Below are 15,301 nucleotides of genomic sequence, written 5' to 3' on the forward strand. Positions count from 1 at the left end.
TTAAAAATAAAAAATGCTCATCCCGAGGAGGGGGAAGACAAAGGTTTGAAGTCAGACTAGTTCGGTTCAACCCTGCTTCAATATTGAATTTAATAACAATTGAATTTAATAACAGTTTTTTGCGTTGCTAATGATATTAGTTGTGTGTTTTTTTAGACAAAAAAAAGGCGAGTTTTAGTTCGCCTCGTTTATATTCAAAAACCGATTTTATTAAAAAGTGAAAGTAGTCCGAATCGTACCGATTACTAAATCGTCATTAGCATCGTTGTTATCGGGTGCGGTTATCCAAATTACCCCAGGAGTAACGGCAATGTTGTCGTTAAACTGATATTGATAAAAAGCTTCGACGTGTAGAGAAGTATCCTCATTATCTCCTAGAGTATCGATACTAGATTCTGTTACCCAAGGTTCCATGCCGACGATAATTCCTGCTACGTTTCCCTCTTTACCCAAGTCGGGGAAAGCTAGAGTAGCTGCCCAGTTCCAAACGTCTTGCGTACCGCGTTCTAACTGTCCGTCGAGAGTAGAGAGGCTAGTTACCTTTTGTAGACCACCCCAACCGCCAATAATGATGCGATCGCTCAGGGCAAAAGAAGCTTCTACACCATAAGAATTACTAATTGTGGGTACTGCTTCGCCAACAGAGCCTTCGGTAAAAAATTGCAGGTTGGCTAAATTGCTTCCCGTTCCCGTGTCGCTTTGGTTGTAAGCATGTACGTAGGTTAAAGCTACAGAAAGGCTGTCAATGGGGGTAAATAAAACCTGTCCCAAGGCACTATAGGAGCCATTAAACAAACCACTACCGTCGCTAGGATCGCTAGCTTCACCTGCTAGATAACCCGCGCTGATTTCAATCTTATCACCGAGATTTTGCACGATCCCCAAACCCGTTTCCCCTGGAGATAAATAGATAGGGTTGCGGGTACCAAAAGCAGTAAGCGCGCCCGAGCCGCCATCGCCATCGAGGAAGTTAACCGTATTGGCAAGGTCGTCAGCAGCTAAACCTGCGGCACCGAGAAAAATATTGGTGCTTTCTGTAAGGGGAAAAGTGTAAAACAAGACTTCTAAAGCGATGTCGTTATCATCTGGTTGAGTAAAAGCTAAGTTGCCTTGAAAAGTCTCGGTTTCTTCAGCAAAGTCGGGAAAGTTACCCGTAGATAAACGTGTAAATAGTAAATCTTCTCCCGTAAAACTAGATTCTAATTCCAAGCGGACGCGATCGCCAAAAACCGTAAAGTTATCGATGTCATCTTCGCCATCATTGGTAGTTCCAGTAACTACTCCACCCAAAGCAAAAATTGCTTCTCCTGCTAGTTTGGTAGTGGTAGAAAACTGATTGTCCTCTAAAAATGCGGTGCGACTCTCGATGTTATCAATTCTGCCCCCTAAAGTTGCCAACTCTGCTTCAAATTCTTGTGCCAGACGGCTCATAGTATCTAAATCTTCTCTAGAAACTGCCTCAGAAGAAGCAATCAGACGCTCGATCTGATTCAAACAAGAATTTAAACCTGCGGCAAATTCATAACGAGTCAAAGCTTGGCTACCGCGATAAGTTTGATTGGGATACCCTGCAATACAGCCATAGCGGTCTACAAGACTTCTAAGAGCTTCATAAGCCCAATCTGTGGGTGAAACGTCGCGCAACTGGTTGACGTTAGTTACCTGGTCGATTTGGTTTAGTTGTCCTTCTCGTTCGTATTGTTCGATCTGTTTTAAAACATCTGGAGTTTGCGCGATCGCCTCATTCGTTCCAGATAATATTGTTCCTAAAATTACTGGAGTAGTCAACCAAAACTTATTCATTTTTTTTATCCTCACACTAAATAAAAAGTAGGAAGTAGAAAGTAGGAAGTAGAAAGTAAATTTGTTTCTTGTGACCTCACGTTAATAACAACCTGAGACTTCAGGCGATCGCTCCTGCCGAATAGCCTCAAATTAAACCTCGTCCCCAACAGATATCTAAAATCGTAAGGTGAGCAAATTTTTTCTAGTTATCGGCAATTGCCATAAATGCTCTTTATTTGTCTGCCTTACTCACTCTTTCGCTTTGCAGCAAATACTACCTTAATTTCAATAGATACAAAATCCTCATCCCAGGGTAGGGGAAGTGAAGGAAGACGGGGAGACGAGGCTACGAGTTAGCGAGGTAAATAGAAACTTTGGAGATTTAGAGATTTTCGGCATCTCTCTATTGCCTAATTGCCTATTCCCTGTTTCCTTAAACAGATATCTAAAAACTAAAATCAAACTAAATGCAATTTACAAAGAACGTAAAAACCAAACTAATGCCTCGCGATCGCTCTTATTCATCTTGCGGAAGGCTTCGCGAGAGGCTTTTGCTTCGCCGCCATGCCACAAAATCGCTTCTTCAAAGGTGCGAGCGCGACCGTCATGGAGAAAACCAGAATAGGGCAGTACGGTTTGCGTTAAGCCAATTCCCCACAGAGGAGGAGTGCGCCATTCAGTTCCTGTAGCTAAAAAATCGGGTCGGTTGTCTGCTAGTTCTGCTCCCATGTCATGTAACAGCAAATCTGTATAGGGATGAATGGTTTGATTAGATAACTCCGTAACTTCATAGTTTCCCGTTTGCAGGGTAGCAACATGGCAGGTAGCACATTGGGCTTGAAACAATTTTTCCCCACGCTTGACTTCGGGCTTATCCTGCATGGTTCGAGCGGGAACGGCTAGGGTCTGAGCGTAAAAAGTAGCATCGTCTAAAGTTTTTTCGTCGATCTCCATCAAACCATCTTCATTAGGAAACAAGGAATTGGTTACGCCCATGTCATTGACGTAAGCCGAAGCAGTTTGCTGTTTTAAAGTCGGATTATTGGCTTTCCAGCTAAACTTACCTAAAGTTGTAGTTTGCTTTTCTACATTCCAAACCCGATTGGGACGACCAGAGATACCGTCTTTATTAAGATCTTCAGGATCGGCTAGTCGCTCGATTTCTGACTCTGGTAGGGCTTCAATCAAACCCAAACCGAAAACGGGAGGGGGAAGCCGCAGGGAAGTTTGCACATTAGATGGTAGAGAATCACCGTTAGGTAGAGTAACTTTAGCTACGGGCGATCGCAGAGTATATTTAGTTCCATCGCCATATTTTCCCGTTGTTTCTTGCCAGTTAATTGCTACTTTGGCTTCGGGAGTACCGCCATAAACGGCATAGTCTTGAATTTGCGTACCCAAACCAGGTACGGCAGGAGCGTTATCTGCTTTGGCACTGCTTTCTAAGTTATACTGCTGCGGATCGACAGTGGTGTCGATATTCCAATCTCTGGTATCGCTAACCCTAACTAGTATCTGTCCTTTTTCTGGCAAACCGCGACCATTACGAATATGACAGGCAACACAGGAAGTATTGTTAAATAAAGGTCCCAAACCAGGATTGACTTGGGCTGGCGGAGTTACAAATACTGCTTCAAAAGCAATATCCCCTTCTCGATGGCGAGCGAAATTGTCCTCAGTCAAACCAGCAGATGGCTGTTCGTAAGCACTAGAAGTACGATTGGCTACTGTAGTTTCACCTCCAGCCAGAGTTTGGGCATCGAGGGGTGACAAACCGATAAATTGCGTAAGTAAAATACTAATGCTTGCCGACACTACAAACCAGATAAAAAATACTAGCGATCGATAGCGCAGTTGCCTAGAAATTGCCATTTTAGCTGATAACTGATTAACTGTTTATTGTTGACTAACTAAAGGTAATACTCGCTCCTGCATAGTCGAAAACAAGGTCAAAATTTCTGCTTGAGCTGCTTTCATCTGAGCTGTGGTTTTGGCATCATTAAGTTTAGTCTCTACAGGTTCGGGAATTGCCTCTACTGCCGATATTGCTGCTGCTAACTCTTGTCTTACCTGCTCGTCCAATTGAGGTTGTCGTGCGGCAACTAAATCGCTGAGACTTGTTTGAGCCTTATTGGAGTCTTCAGAAATTCTGCCCAAATAAGCATTTTCTACGCTACGCAGATTGTTTTGAAAATCATTTAAAGAGCTATGGCTAAAACGACTTTCAAATGTTTCACTCGCTCCTGTTACCAAGGGTTCGCCAATTTTGGTATTGGCAACCTCATCCAAACAGCCAATAATGCCCTGGACGATCTCTTCAACCGCCGCATCGGCTGTAGGATATGCTGGATTGCTGCTGTCTCCTGCCGTTGCCAACACCTCACGATAAGGGGGATAACCTTGTACGCCTTCACTCCAGCTTGTGGCTAATTCTGTAGCCGACTGGTGAAAGGCAGTAGTTAATACTTGCAATAACTCCAATTCTCTAGCTGTAAAATCGGCAGCAACTTTATCGTTATCGGTACCAAAAAGCAACAGTTCGATAGTGTGAAAACCTTTTTGGGTAGTTTGCAAGCTTTCTACATATTCTGGAGTTAACGAATCGCCACTATTTAAAACTGCGGCGACATCGGTTTGATTTACGGGCCAATCATCCAAGTCCCCATCGTAGCCTAAAGAGTCGGCAGGACCAAAAGCAAAGGCTTCGCTTTGTTCCCAGGGATAGCGGGTTTCTAGCCAGGTAGTTCTAGCTGTCTGTAGAGTTTCATCGGTAGGATTACTAGTAAATGTCTCTATGGCTTGTTCTAATTCGCTAGATTTTTCAACCAACTGCTGATAAGTAGGAATTACCACTGAATCGGCAAAGCTGGTGGCTACTGCTTCAAGAGCTATGGCTTTGGTTTCAGCTTTTGTAGCCGATTCAGCAATTACTATAGGAGCAAATATGCTGCTACTAAAAGCGATTGCGCCCAAAGCAATAGAGATGAAGAGCGACCTATGTTTGCCTGTCGTCAACCTTTTTCGCTGGCGATTTTTTGATAACATAGCTTTAGTTTTGTGTACGTAATTGGAAGTATAGGAATGTCAGTCCTATCTTCCTTTTTTCTTTAAATAACCGTTCGAGAAAATATTTTACTATTGTTGCAAGTAATTATTAATTATTTTTGCAGAATTTGTAATTTGTCTTCCTCAAACATCAGCCCATTTTCGCAACAAATTGGCGATACTTTTAGAGATTAAGTCAAATTCTGGGGTTTTACCCGCACTAGCAAATATACTCCGACGAGCGGTTTCTAGATCGAATAAAATTTCGCGATCGCCCGCGTTGCGGATTAGGCTATGCACCCAACCAACTACTACTAGTCTGGTTCCCTCAGTAACGGGATTGACTCGATGTAAGGTAGTAGAAGGATAGATAATTACTGAATTAGTATCTAGTTTATAGCTGCGATCGTCCTGCGCTTCTTCAATGACTAATTCCCCTCCTTGATAGTCGGTAGGGGAACTGAGAAACAAGGTAAAAGATAGGTCAGATCGCCACATTGTATCGTTTCCCATCAAGGCGTTATCGATGTGGCGATCGTAAGACATTCCAGGCTCGTAACGGCTAAATAACAGCGAATGAATCTGTTTCGGACGAACAGCCGTTTGAAACAAAGCATTGCGCTTTAAAGCCGCTACTATTTTGGCTTTAAGCCCCTGGGTTTGAAGATTTCCTTTTAGCTGCTGATTGTGTTTGACTAATTTAGCATGCCAACCTGCGGTTAATTTACCGTCTACAAACTCTGCTTGTTTGAGAAATATCTCAATCTCAGTTAATTCCTCTAGTGACAAAACATTAGGAATGGAAAAAATCATTCACTCTATACTTCGGTAAAAATTACTTAGAAGTAGTCCCTTCACCACCTTCGCCGTCTTGCATTTGGTTCATGTCATGTTCGCCTTCGCCGCCTTGCATTTGATTCATGTCATGTTCACTTTCACCACCTTGCATTTGGTTCATGTCATGCCCACCTTCGCTGCCTTGGCTATTTTCTTCTTCAGTAGTGACGTTGGTTTCTCCAGTAGGTTCAAAGGTTCTAACCTTACCACTACTGCCGCCTTCGCCGCCTTCACCACCTTCACCACCTTCGCCACCTTCACCGCCTTCACCGCCTTCACCGCCTTGGTTCTGAGCGATAATCGTACTATCTTGAGTAAATAATTCAGATACAGTATTTACTTCATTGATTTCTGACTCGGTGTTGTATTCGGTAGCATAACCAATACCTTGAGTTCCTACCGCAGTAGCCGCTCCCACAGCTAAAAATAATTCGATTGCTTTCATTTTAAATTTGATAATTATTCTTGATAAGAATGTAGATTACTATTATTGAAAATTAATGTCAACATCTAAATAAGTAGACTAATCTAATTAATTTTAAAACCAAAAAAAATAACCCCAAGCAACGTGGGGTTATACAAGCGATGGTCAAACGATCTTTTAAATTAGCGACCGACCACCAACAAGCAAATTTTGAGTGAGCTTTTTTTGCTTTGCGTCTGATTAATAAAGTACTTTAATTAAGTCACCTAAGCCATTCCTGCTACTACAGGATGGAAGTAAAAAGCTAATCCCAACACGGCATAGGTTGCCAGCAACAAGCTACCTTCCAACCAATTAGATTCACCGTCAGAACTAATAGAATTAGCAATCAACACTGCTACTGCAACTGCTACCAATTCAAAAGGATTGAAATTTAAATCCATTGGTTGACCGATTATCCAGCCAGAGATGACCAATACTGGCGCGACAAATAGAGCAATCTGCATACTAGAACCCATCGCAACCGACACTGATAAATCCATTTTATTTTTCATAGCAACAGTTACGGCTGTGGCGTGTTCGGCAGCATTACCGATAATTGGTAATAAAATCACCCCAGTAAACAAAGCAGTCAGACCTAGTTCTGTAGTAGCTGCTTCTAAAGAATCAACTAGTAGTTCCGACTCTACAGCTACGGCAATTGTTACCAATAGTAAGATAAAGATCCAAAACCAGACATTTGGTTTTTCCTCAGTTTTTGAGGTTTCAACCTCAGTTTCTACCATGTCTGCTTCATCAAATTCAGCAACTCCTACATCGTAAAGATAAGCATGAGTTTTCATCGAAAATAGCAGCGTCAGCACGTATACCAAAATTAAAACTACTGCTACTGCTACCGACAATCTCTGTAAGGTAATTTCTCCAATACCTGAAGAAGTATATTCCACTGCTGTTGGTAACAAAATAGCAATTACTGCCAGATTCATGGTAGAAGCATTGAGACGAGCGGCAGTAGATTGAAATTTTTGTTCTTTGTAGCGCAAACCACCTAACAGCATAGAAAAGCCCATTACCAGCAAGAGATTACTCACAATTGAACCAGTAATGGTTGCTTTAACCACCTCAATTAATCCTTCTTTGAGAGCTATGTAGGCAATAATTAGTTCTGTAGCATTGCCAAAGGTGGCATTAAGCAATCCACCTAAATTGGGTCCTGTTACTACAGCAATTTCCTCGGTGGCAGTACCCATGTAACCCGCTAAGGGAACAATCGCCAATCCAGCAGTAATGAACACGGTTGTCTCACCCCATTCAAGAAAATGCGCCGCAATGGAAACGGGGATAAACAGCAACAAAACTAGAAAAATCGTGTCTTTATTGAGCATATATTTCTACTTAATTTGGCTAGTATCTTAAACTGTAATAGCACGTTCGCTAAAAACTTGGCGATCGAAGCAGGCTTTAATTAGATTTCTGCCTTACTCTAAATTAAAGTAAAGAGAAAGAACCTAATATATAAATCTAGTACGAATAACCTCGCTTTAAGTTACTCAATATCAAGGTTTTAACAGTTGAATTTTGTCGGCAACCAAAACAGGCTTTTGAGAATACTCCGCTTCAATTTCTTGACGAACAGACAAATCCCAACCTAAATCGTAGTCTCGTTCTAATTCAACAACAATAAATGGACGTAATTTACCATAGACAATTGCCATCTGTTCTTGCTTGAGTTTAATTCTAGGTTTGGGCTGTACCACAATTAAATCTTCACCACCAAAAGCTTGTTCTTCATCGAGTTCAAATACGCCATAGCTTTTTAAATCCTCTAGCTCTCCTTCAACCGCTAATGGTTTGTTATAGTAAGCTTCAGGATTTTTAGTCAAATCTTCAGGATCTGGGGAAAGTATCAGCGACTCAGCAATAATTACAGGCTCGTTTTCGTATGGAGTATAAAGGTTAGAGTCGAGATTTAAATTGTATCGCTGTTGCAAGTCGCTTAAGGTAAATCGTTCTACTTTGCCACCGACCAAAACTTCGGGAGTGTTTTCTTCGGTAAGTTCAAAAGGCAGATTAGATATACTGATAACCAAAATATTATCGCCAGCAAAAGCGCGATCCTTATCTAAAATAAAACCTCTTTCTCCTATTGTTTCAATAATATCATTGCGCACCAGCACCGATCGCCCGATATAGCTTTCTATATTTTGAGTTATGTCAGCCACCTCTACTAAACCGCTGGTGTCGATCGCCGATGGAGAATGATTGGCACAAGCTGATATTGTAATAGCAATAATGGAGATTGCTTTAACTAACAATTTTCTAGTAACTTCCACCGCTAAACGCTTACCCATAAACACAAAATCAATAACTCATTGCTTGCTATCTCATTACCTAACTGCATACCGTCGGTAGATAGTAGCTACATACATATATAGTCCGTAGCAAATCATACCAAGACCGATTAAGCTCAACCATAACCATCCCATAGGTTTAGTAGCTATTACACTTAAAGCATTTTCCAGTCCCCCTGCCAACTCTGAGTTGCCAGCAATAGCAGCTTCAATTAATAAGACCCCAATTAAAATAAAAGCTATACCTCTAGAAGTTACCCCTAATTTACCAATGCGAGTAGCCCATTTTTCCAGCTCTCGGTCGATATCTCGCTTTTGAAAATCACTTATATAAGAACCAGTATAAGCTCCATAAACATAACCAATACCGATAGTTATTACGGCAATTCCTCCCAACAGAATCAACCATTCTCCTAAAGCTTGGTCAAATAATTGGTTTGTCAAATCTTCAATCATATCGTCATCTTCTCCCAGTTCGATAACAATATTGAAAGCAGAAGAAGCTACGCCAGCATAGCTCAAACCACTCATGAGATAGCCGAGGCGTTGAAAAATACACTTTAAACTCCAGGGATTAGTCTCTCCTGGAGTTAATATGGTTTGAAATAATCTCCGCAAGACATATCCACCTAAAGCAACTGCTAACAAACAAACAAAGAATTTGCCAAATGGTTGGCGTGTCAGAAAAGTTAAAGCCAGATAGGTTCCCGAAGCCTGGCGGTTAGAAATCAAAGCAGCTTGTATTGCCAGGATACCGATAAATAAGTACACGGTTCCTTTCGCCGCATAGCCAATCATAATATATTGTTTTATCCAAGGATGATTAATTGCCTGCTTTAACAACTGCTTCAACTTCATTCTCTTTCTACGGTCAAAAAGGTTGATTCGAGCAAATAGAAGATTTGAGTAATATTTTTCATAGAAAAACGAAATTTATTTAAAAATGCCAAATAATTTATTTGTTAAATTATATTTATCTATAAAAACAATTATAATTAATGTTCGAGGTAAGGTAAATATCAAATAGACTTAAAATTATCGCTATTTATTATAAATAAGGGCAATCTAAAATTTTATTGTTTTAATATAGCATTCATACTCGATCTAAGAGAGTACATTTTCAGCATAGGGTATAGAAAACAGACTATAGAACTTCTCTCATTTGGTTGGAGATTGGTATAAAATATAGAACTATAAAATTGACAAGTTAGTAGTTTATAAATAATTTAATAGTTATCTAAATTACTTTAATAGTCAAAGTATTTTTTAAAATACAAAATTTTAGGATGTTTATAAGCTAATAAAACTATTAGCTTCAGTGTCTTTTGAAAGTCAGGTAATATTTTAGAAAAAACGGTAAAACTATCAAAAGGATGATGAATTTTAATTTCCTTTGAGCGATATTGAATTTAGAATTTAAAAAAGTTAAAAAATGAATTTAGAAAATATTCCTCAAAAAAGCAAAAAACTAATGAATCAAGTTACTAGTGCCGTGGAACAAACAGGTAAAAAAGTTGCCGACCGAGTTTCTAATGTAACTAATGATAAAGCAGAAAAAGTAACCGAAAAAGCCATCAAAACAGCGGTAGACCAAGGTTTGGATATGCTGCAAATAGCTGGTGAAAGAGTAAGGAAAAAAAATATTAATGGCGAGCGAGTAACTTTAGAAGTTGCCGTCGGAGTAGTCAACGTAGCACAACTGAAGATAACTACCGATGTACCAGGAAAAAATGATGTTGACGAAGTAGATGTCGAACTAAGTGAATCGTAAATTGGCGATCGCAATAGTGCGATCTTAACAGTAGTAAACCTGCGTACGGTTTCCCTTTAAGCTATTAATTAAACCTAAGTTATGTTAGTCAAATAACTGAAGCGAGTTTAATCGTCAAATCTTCTTGAATTTTTCCTACACGTAAACAGTGTATGTTATCTCCATAATATTTCTCGGTTGTGTCTTCTTCCTCGGCAATTATCAAGACCAACAAGGGAACATTTAATGTTTGCAAATGATTGACCAAGTTTTTTCTAGCTTCATCCCAAGCCAGCAGAATGCAAATACAGCCACTCAACAGCGATACTCTACTTAATACCGTCTGAGTAAGTCGATCGAACTGGCGATCGCCACAGGCACTAACGCCAGCCAAAATTTCTAACATTTTCTCGGCATTTCCCAACCCTCTGCCAGCAGTAAAACAGTATGCCTCTTGACCGACAAACATCAAATCTAATAAAGATTCTTGAGTTTGAAAATCGCAGGCAAATGAAGCTGCAACAGAGATTGCTTCTTCCAAAATTTTATTTTCCTGGTGCAGAGATGGAGGCTGGAGATTTTCTCGTCTTTTAGAATTTGAGTCAAACACTGGCGAAGAATTTTTCCCAACCGATACGCTTTTTTTAGTCAAAAAAGTATCTAAAATTAGGGCGTGTCGCACAAAATATTCATTTTGCTCTTCTTTAATAACTGGTTTATCGGTTTTTGCCCAACTTCTCCAATGTATTTTACGTAGGGGATCTCCTGGGCGATAATCTCTCAAAGAGACAAATTCTTCTGAATCACCTACCGAAGAGGTGAGAGCAACATCTCCAGATTGGGCACTTCTGCCGCCAGAAAGTCTGAGCGGTGGTAACTGATATCTTTTGGGTAAAATCAGCAATGATTGCGCTAAAGAGACAGTTTTAAAGGCGTTAAATATCCCAAAAGGATCGGGGCGGGCAACAGTAACTCCTGTAAGTCTCATTGAGCCTCGATGACAAGGTTCTAACTCGACCGTGACTTTAGTTTTACCATCTGGTAGCATCGTAGGTATGTCTACTGTTTTAGCAGTCGCTTTACGCTGGCGGGCGATCGCTTTTAACCATTGGTAATACAATAAACTTAGAGAAATAAAGCGATGTTTTTTACGCTCTAGCCGCAGCATTTGCTTGAATTGAGCATAGTTGGGACGAGGATCGGCAAAATTTTCTAATAATTTCAGTCCCGATTGCTTTTTATTGGTTCGATTGTAGATAAAAATTGGATATTGCAGTTTAGACCCCACAGTGGCAAATCGGGGTAAAATGCGTTCGGCACTAAAACGATAGCGAAAACGCAGACTGTAAATTATAGCCACGATCGCCATTGCTAATAACAGCATAAATATTTGCGCTGCTCTAGTCTGTTTGGTATCTAGTCCAACCAATGCAGAAAGAGCGATTAAAACCAGTACTCCCCAACCAATAGTAGTAAAGCGTCTAGTTGCCCATTGTTGAACGGCGTAGAGCGAGCAAAACAAACGATAGATAAATTTCATATTACGCAGGAACGGAAACGGTATTGAGAATTTCTTCTACTGTGTTTTCGGCAGTTACACCTGAAAAACGAGCTTGAGACTCCATAACCAAACGATGGGCAATTGCCGCTACCGCTAACTCGCGGACGTGTTCTGGAGTAACGAATTCTGATTCATTAAATAAAGCCAAAGCCTGAGACAACTTCATTAACGCTAAAGAAGCTCTGGGACTAGCTCCCAACAAGACTCCTGGTGCAGAACGGGTAGCACTGACAATATCTACTACATAACGTTGAATAGCTGGGCTAATTCTAATCTTCTTAGTTTGCTGTTTGAGGGCGATCGCTTCTTCTAGAGAAACGCAAGGTTCGATGCGATCGATTGGCTGACTTTGCAAGCGGTCTGAAAGAACTTGTACTTCAGTTTCTGGCTCAATATACCCCAAGCTAAATTTAATAGCGAAGCGATCCATTTGGGCTTCGGGTAGGGGATAGGTGCCGTGAGAACCTACAGGATTTTGGGTGGCAATGGTAAAAAAGAGGTCTTTTAACTTTTTTATTTGTCCATCGACACTTACTTGTGATTCCGCCATTGCTTCTAACAGTGCCGATTGGGTTCTCGGTGAAGCACGATTGATTTCATCTACTAAAACGATGTTGGCAAAAATCGGACCTTCATGAAAATGAAACAGGCGATCGCGGCGATCGAAAATTGAAACCCCTAAAATATCGGAAGGTAAAAGATCTGGGGTAAACTGAATACGTTTGAATGAAGCGTCGATAGATAAAGCCAGGGCTTTAGCTAAGGTAGTTTTACCAGTGCCAGGATAGTCTTCTAACAATACATGACCGCCACTGGCAAAGGCAGCTAGCAGCTTGGCGATCGCTGCCGATTGTCCTTTAACTACTTTTTGAATATTGTCAGATATTTTTTGATAAATTGCTTTACCAGATTGGGTAACGGTAGGGTAATCAGCTTTGGTCATTGGTTAGTTATGGAAACAAATCGGTTAAACCGATTATTCCCATTTTTGACCGCAATCTAACGATTTTGTATGACTAAAATGGAATATCGCGCTCGATTCCATAATCTTTTCTTGAAGTTATTGGCGACCAAATTTCTTCAGTACTAGGATCGAGGTCAAATCTGCCTGTTTGAAAAAATAAAAGTCTAACTCTATCTTTCTCTAATTGCTCTGGTTCGGCATAGGCTTTGTATAAAAGTTTATTTTCATGCCAAAAAAAATCAGATTTACAGATTAATTTTCCTAAATCTTCATCTCTTCTTTCAAACCAACTCATATTCAGTTCTTTCCACTCAGACCAAGCTTTATCTCTTATTTCTTTTTCATCACTTTGATAAAGTAATTCAAGTTCTTCCTCTCGTTTTTGTTTTTCTCTTTCATTAAAAATGCTACTAACACTGCCAGCCCATTGAAATTCTCTAGGAACCTCTATTAAAGAAAAATTTTTGTATCCTTTAGATTCTTGAATACGTTTTGTATAAAATCGTATATATTCCATATAATCTGAATCGAGATAGCCTGAAGCCAGAGTTCGCCCTGAAGAATTAGCTTCTATCAAAACTCCCCAGTATCTCTGTAAGACTGTATTGTGAAAAGCATCGAACTTCTGTTGTGATGCCAATCTTGCGAGTAAAGGTAGCTTTGTTTTTTTTGCTCTGCGACAGAATAGTTCAGAAGGGAATGCCTTGATAACTGACCAGCCATAATTACCAATAGATATAGCGATAACTTTTAAGTAAGACATTATTTCCCAAGGACTTGAGCATAATGTTTGAATTAGCAGCTTATCATTTTGAGGTAATGGAGGTTTTGGAATTTGTCGATATCCTTCTTGACCTAAAAGATTAATAATGGCTACTTCAACTAAATTTAAGTTATTAGAATTTACACATACCGAATGATTGTTGTAGCTGAATCTTGTAAACTCGTACTCTAAATCTAAAGTCATAGCCATATCTTAAGTCAAAATACCTATTAGATTAGTGCAGATAGCAGTATACCCCTATTACTCGATCGCCAAATTTCCTTCACCCTCTACCACTTCTCCAATTTGAAAAGCGGTGATTTGTTGTGTTTCTAGGTAAGCAATTGTTGAAGATACAGAGTCGGGAGGAACAATTACCACAAACCCAACACCTAAATTGAATGTATTTAACATTGTTTCTTGAGTTAAACTGCCAGCATCAGACAGCCATTGAAAAATAGGTGGAATTTGCCAATTAAGATTTATTTTGAGCGATCGCCCTGCGGGTAAACAACGGGGTAAATTTTCTGGCAAACCACCGCCAGTAATATGCGCCATACCCCGAATTTCAATTCCTTGCCGCAGTAATTCTAAAATTGGTTTTACATAGATACGTGTTGGGGTAATCAGTTCTTCGCCAATAGTTTTACCGCCTAAAATCTCTGGCGCGTAATCCCAATTTAGCCGTTGAGATTCGACAATTTTGCGTACTAAGCTAAAACCGTTGCTGTGAACCCCAGAACTAGCTAGCGTGATCGCTACATCGCCAAGTTGAATTTGCGAACCGTCTATTAATTTGCTTTTCTCTACTACCCCAACACAAAAACCCGCCAGATCGTATTCACCAAGCTGGTAAAAACCAGGCATTTCGGCAGTTTCACCCCCCAATAAAGCACAACCACTCATCCGACAGCCTGCGGCAATTCCTCTAACTACCTCGGCTAGCTGCTGAGAGTTTAGTTTGCCCGTAGCTAAATAATCCAGAAAAAATAATGGTTCTGCACCACTAGTCAAAATATCATTGACGCACATTGCCACCAAATCTATACCAACCGTATCGTGGCGATCGAGTACTTGAGCTAGCTTCAGTTTGGTTCCTACTCCATCGGTACCCGATACCATTACGGGTTCCTGGTATCCCAATGGCATTTGAAAACAGCCGCTAAATCCTCCTAACGCACCCAAAACTTCAGGGCGTTTGGTGCTTTCTACGTCTTGGCGAATTTGAGTAACAAAAGAACGTCCTGCTTCAACATCTACACCAGCTTCTTTATAGTCCATGAGTAATTTTGCTCAAACCAGAATTACAGTTAGAATAATTTGTTTTTAGATCGTACGGTTTTTTATCAGTTTACAGGTTGGAGATAGTTAGTTGATGTCTGCAAAATTTTTAAGAGTTTGTCTCTGTTTTCTGAATTAAGAGATAATAATGAATTGTCGTTCGATTGTAAAAAAAATGGCAGATAAACTAAAAAAAGGCGCGTTAGTACATGTAGTTAAAGAAAAAATCGAAAATAGTGTGGAAGCTTTGGCTAGCGATCGCACTTTACCCAGCTACATTTTTGAGAGCAAAGGGGAAATTTTAGAAATGGACGATGATGAAGAATATGCTTTGGTAAAGTTTTACGTTCCTACCCCTAACGTTTGGTTGCGCCTAGAGCAACTCGAACTGGCAGAATAGATTTACGCTACGCAAATGCACTACAAAGACTTTTCTTAGTGCAACTCCTCTGGTAGATTAATCCTAAGACCCAATAGTTAAGTTTTTTATCTTTGGGTCGGATTTAATTTTTGTTACTCCACAACAACCACAGGCAACAG

The 15,301-nt window shown here is 40.1% G+C and carries 14 protein-coding genes; 2 read left to right on the top strand and 12 right to left on the bottom strand.

Translation table 11 applies throughout. From position 1 onward, the window contains the following. Positions 1-210: 210 nt before the first annotated feature. From KV40_RS19110 to KV40_RS19145, 8 genes are all read right to left on the bottom strand, one after another. On the bottom strand, positions 211-1,803 hold the full coding sequence (locus KV40_RS19110; RefSeq protein WP_081942890.1) for an iron uptake porin: 1,593 nt from the start codon (positions 1,801-1,803) through the stop codon (positions 211-213). A 456-nt stretch (positions 1,804-2,259) separates the two neighbouring features. Beyond that, positions 2,260-3,657: a di-heme oxidoredictase family protein gene (locus tag KV40_RS19115; RefSeq protein WP_036484829.1), complete on the bottom strand. Its 1,398-nt coding sequence runs from the start codon at positions 3,655-3,657 to the stop codon at positions 2,260-2,262. A 24-nt stretch (positions 3,658-3,681) separates the two neighbouring features. Further along, positions 3,682-4,830, bottom strand: coding sequence for an imelysin family protein (locus KV40_RS19120; RefSeq protein ID WP_081942891.1), 1,149 nt, complete (start codon positions 4,828-4,830; stop codon positions 3,682-3,684). 144 nt (positions 4,831-4,974) lie between these two features. After that, on the bottom strand, positions 4,975-5,643 hold the full coding sequence (locus KV40_RS19125) for a Fe2+-dependent dioxygenase (RefSeq protein WP_036484830.1): 669 nt from the start codon (positions 5,641-5,643) through the stop codon (positions 4,975-4,977). Positions 5,644-5,665: 22 nt separating this feature from the next. Then, the gene (locus tag KV40_RS36270) at positions 5,666-6,112 is read right to left on the bottom strand and encodes a hypothetical protein (RefSeq protein WP_216595641.1); all 447 of its coding nucleotides are present in this window, start codon (positions 6,110-6,112) and stop codon (positions 5,666-5,668) included. A 245-nt stretch (positions 6,113-6,357) separates the two neighbouring features. After that, the gene (gene cax / locus KV40_RS19135; RefSeq protein WP_036484831.1) at positions 6,358-7,476 is read right to left on the bottom strand and encodes a calcium/proton exchanger; all 1,119 of its coding nucleotides are present in this window, start codon (positions 7,474-7,476) and stop codon (positions 6,358-6,360) included. Between the two features lie 171 nt (positions 7,477-7,647). After that, a complete protein-coding gene (locus KV40_RS19140) occupies positions 7,648-8,442 on the bottom strand; it encodes a hypothetical protein (protein WP_072013845.1) in 795 nt (264 codons plus the stop codon). A gap of 36 nt (positions 8,443-8,478) precedes the next feature. Then, entirely contained in the window at positions 8,479-9,300 is an 822-nt protein-coding gene (locus tag KV40_RS19145; RefSeq protein ID WP_253274316.1) for a DUF1206 domain-containing protein, read from the bottom strand. Positions 9,301-9,874: 574 nt separating this feature from the next. On the opposite strand from KV40_RS19145, the gene KV40_RS19150 reads away from it, so the two are divergent. Then, on the top strand, positions 9,875-10,213 hold the full coding sequence (locus KV40_RS19150) for a hypothetical protein (protein WP_036484832.1): 339 nt from the start codon (positions 9,875-9,877) through the stop codon (positions 10,211-10,213). A gap of 88 nt (positions 10,214-10,301) precedes the next feature. Here KV40_RS19150 and KV40_RS19155 read toward each other — a convergent pair whose 3' ends face one another. From KV40_RS19155 to purM, 4 genes are all read right to left on the bottom strand, one after another. After that, a complete protein-coding gene (locus KV40_RS19155; protein ID WP_036484835.1) occupies positions 10,302-11,732 on the bottom strand; it encodes a DUF58 domain-containing protein in 1,431 nt (476 codons plus the stop codon). A gap of 1 nt (position 11,733) precedes the next feature. Beyond that, positions 11,734-12,696: a MoxR family ATPase gene (locus KV40_RS19160; protein ID WP_036484837.1), complete on the bottom strand. Its 963-nt coding sequence runs from the start codon at positions 12,694-12,696 to the stop codon at positions 11,734-11,736. A gap of 73 nt (positions 12,697-12,769) precedes the next feature. Then, positions 12,770-13,684 (bottom strand): hypothetical protein, encoded by a 915-nt coding sequence (locus KV40_RS19165; RefSeq protein ID WP_156114087.1) that lies wholly within the window; start codon positions 13,682-13,684, stop codon positions 12,770-12,772. Positions 13,685-13,741: 57 nt separating this feature from the next. After that, entirely contained in the window at positions 13,742-14,761 is a 1,020-nt protein-coding gene (purM, locus tag KV40_RS19170; RefSeq protein WP_036484841.1) for a phosphoribosylformylglycinamidine cyclo-ligase, read from the bottom strand. A gap of 175 nt (positions 14,762-14,936) precedes the next feature. Here purM and KV40_RS19175 point away from each other — a divergent pair, with 175 nt between their 5' ends. Beyond that, positions 14,937-15,161: an NAD(P)H-quinone oxidoreductase subunit O gene (locus KV40_RS19175; protein ID WP_036485071.1), complete on the top strand. Its 225-nt coding sequence runs from the start codon at positions 14,937-14,939 to the stop codon at positions 15,159-15,161. Positions 15,162-15,301 lie beyond the last annotated feature (140 nt).

The sequence above is a fragment of the Myxosarcina sp. GI1 genome, assembly GCF_000756305.1.
Classification (GTDB): Bacteria; Cyanobacteriota; Cyanobacteriia; order Cyanobacteriales; family Xenococcaceae; genus Myxosarcina.

Bases quoted from the DNA above. Each gene is read 5' to 3' on its own strand.
- KV40_RS19110 (WP_081942890.1), bottom strand. From the start codon at position 1,803: ATGAATAAGTTTTGGTTGACTACTCCAGTAATTTTAGGAACAATATTA.
- KV40_RS19115 (WP_036484829.1), bottom strand. From the start codon at position 3,657: ATGGCAATTTCTAGGCAACTGCGCTATCGATCGCTAGTATTTTTTATC.
- KV40_RS19120 (WP_081942891.1), bottom strand. From the start codon at position 4,830: ATGTTATCAAAAAATCGCCAGCGAAAAAGGTTGACGACAGGCAAACAT.
- KV40_RS19125 (WP_036484830.1), bottom strand. From the start codon at position 5,643: ATGATTTTTTCCATTCCTAATGTTTTGTCACTAGAGGAATTAACTGAG.
- KV40_RS36270 (WP_216595641.1), bottom strand. From the start codon at position 6,112: ATGAAAGCAATCGAATTATTTTTAGCTGTGGGAGCGGCTACTGCGGTA.
- cax (WP_036484831.1), bottom strand. From the start codon at position 7,476: ATGCTCAATAAAGACACGATTTTTCTAGTTTTGTTGCTGTTTATCCCC.
- KV40_RS19140 (WP_072013845.1), bottom strand. From the start codon at position 8,442: ATGGGTAAGCGTTTAGCGGTGGAAGTTACTAGAAAATTGTTAGTTAAA.
- KV40_RS19145 (WP_253274316.1), bottom strand. From the start codon at position 9,300: ATGAAGTTGAAGCAGTTGTTAAAGCAGGCAATTAATCATCCTTGGATA.
- KV40_RS19150 (WP_036484832.1), top strand. From the start codon at position 9,875: ATGAATTTAGAAAATATTCCTCAAAAAAGCAAAAAACTAATGAATCAA.
- KV40_RS19155 (WP_036484835.1), bottom strand. From the start codon at position 11,732: ATGAAATTTATCTATCGTTTGTTTTGCTCGCTCTACGCCGTTCAACAA.
- KV40_RS19160 (WP_036484837.1), bottom strand. From the start codon at position 12,696: ATGACCAAAGCTGATTACCCTACCGTTACCCAATCTGGTAAAGCAATT.
- KV40_RS19165 (WP_156114087.1), bottom strand. From the start codon at position 13,684: ATGACTTTAGATTTAGAGTACGAGTTTACAAGATTCAGCTACAACAAT.
- purM (WP_036484841.1), bottom strand. From the start codon at position 14,761: ATGGACTATAAAGAAGCTGGTGTAGATGTTGAAGCAGGACGTTCTTTT.
- KV40_RS19175 (WP_036485071.1), top strand. From the start codon at position 14,937: ATGGCAGATAAACTAAAAAAAGGCGCGTTAGTACATGTAGTTAAAGAA.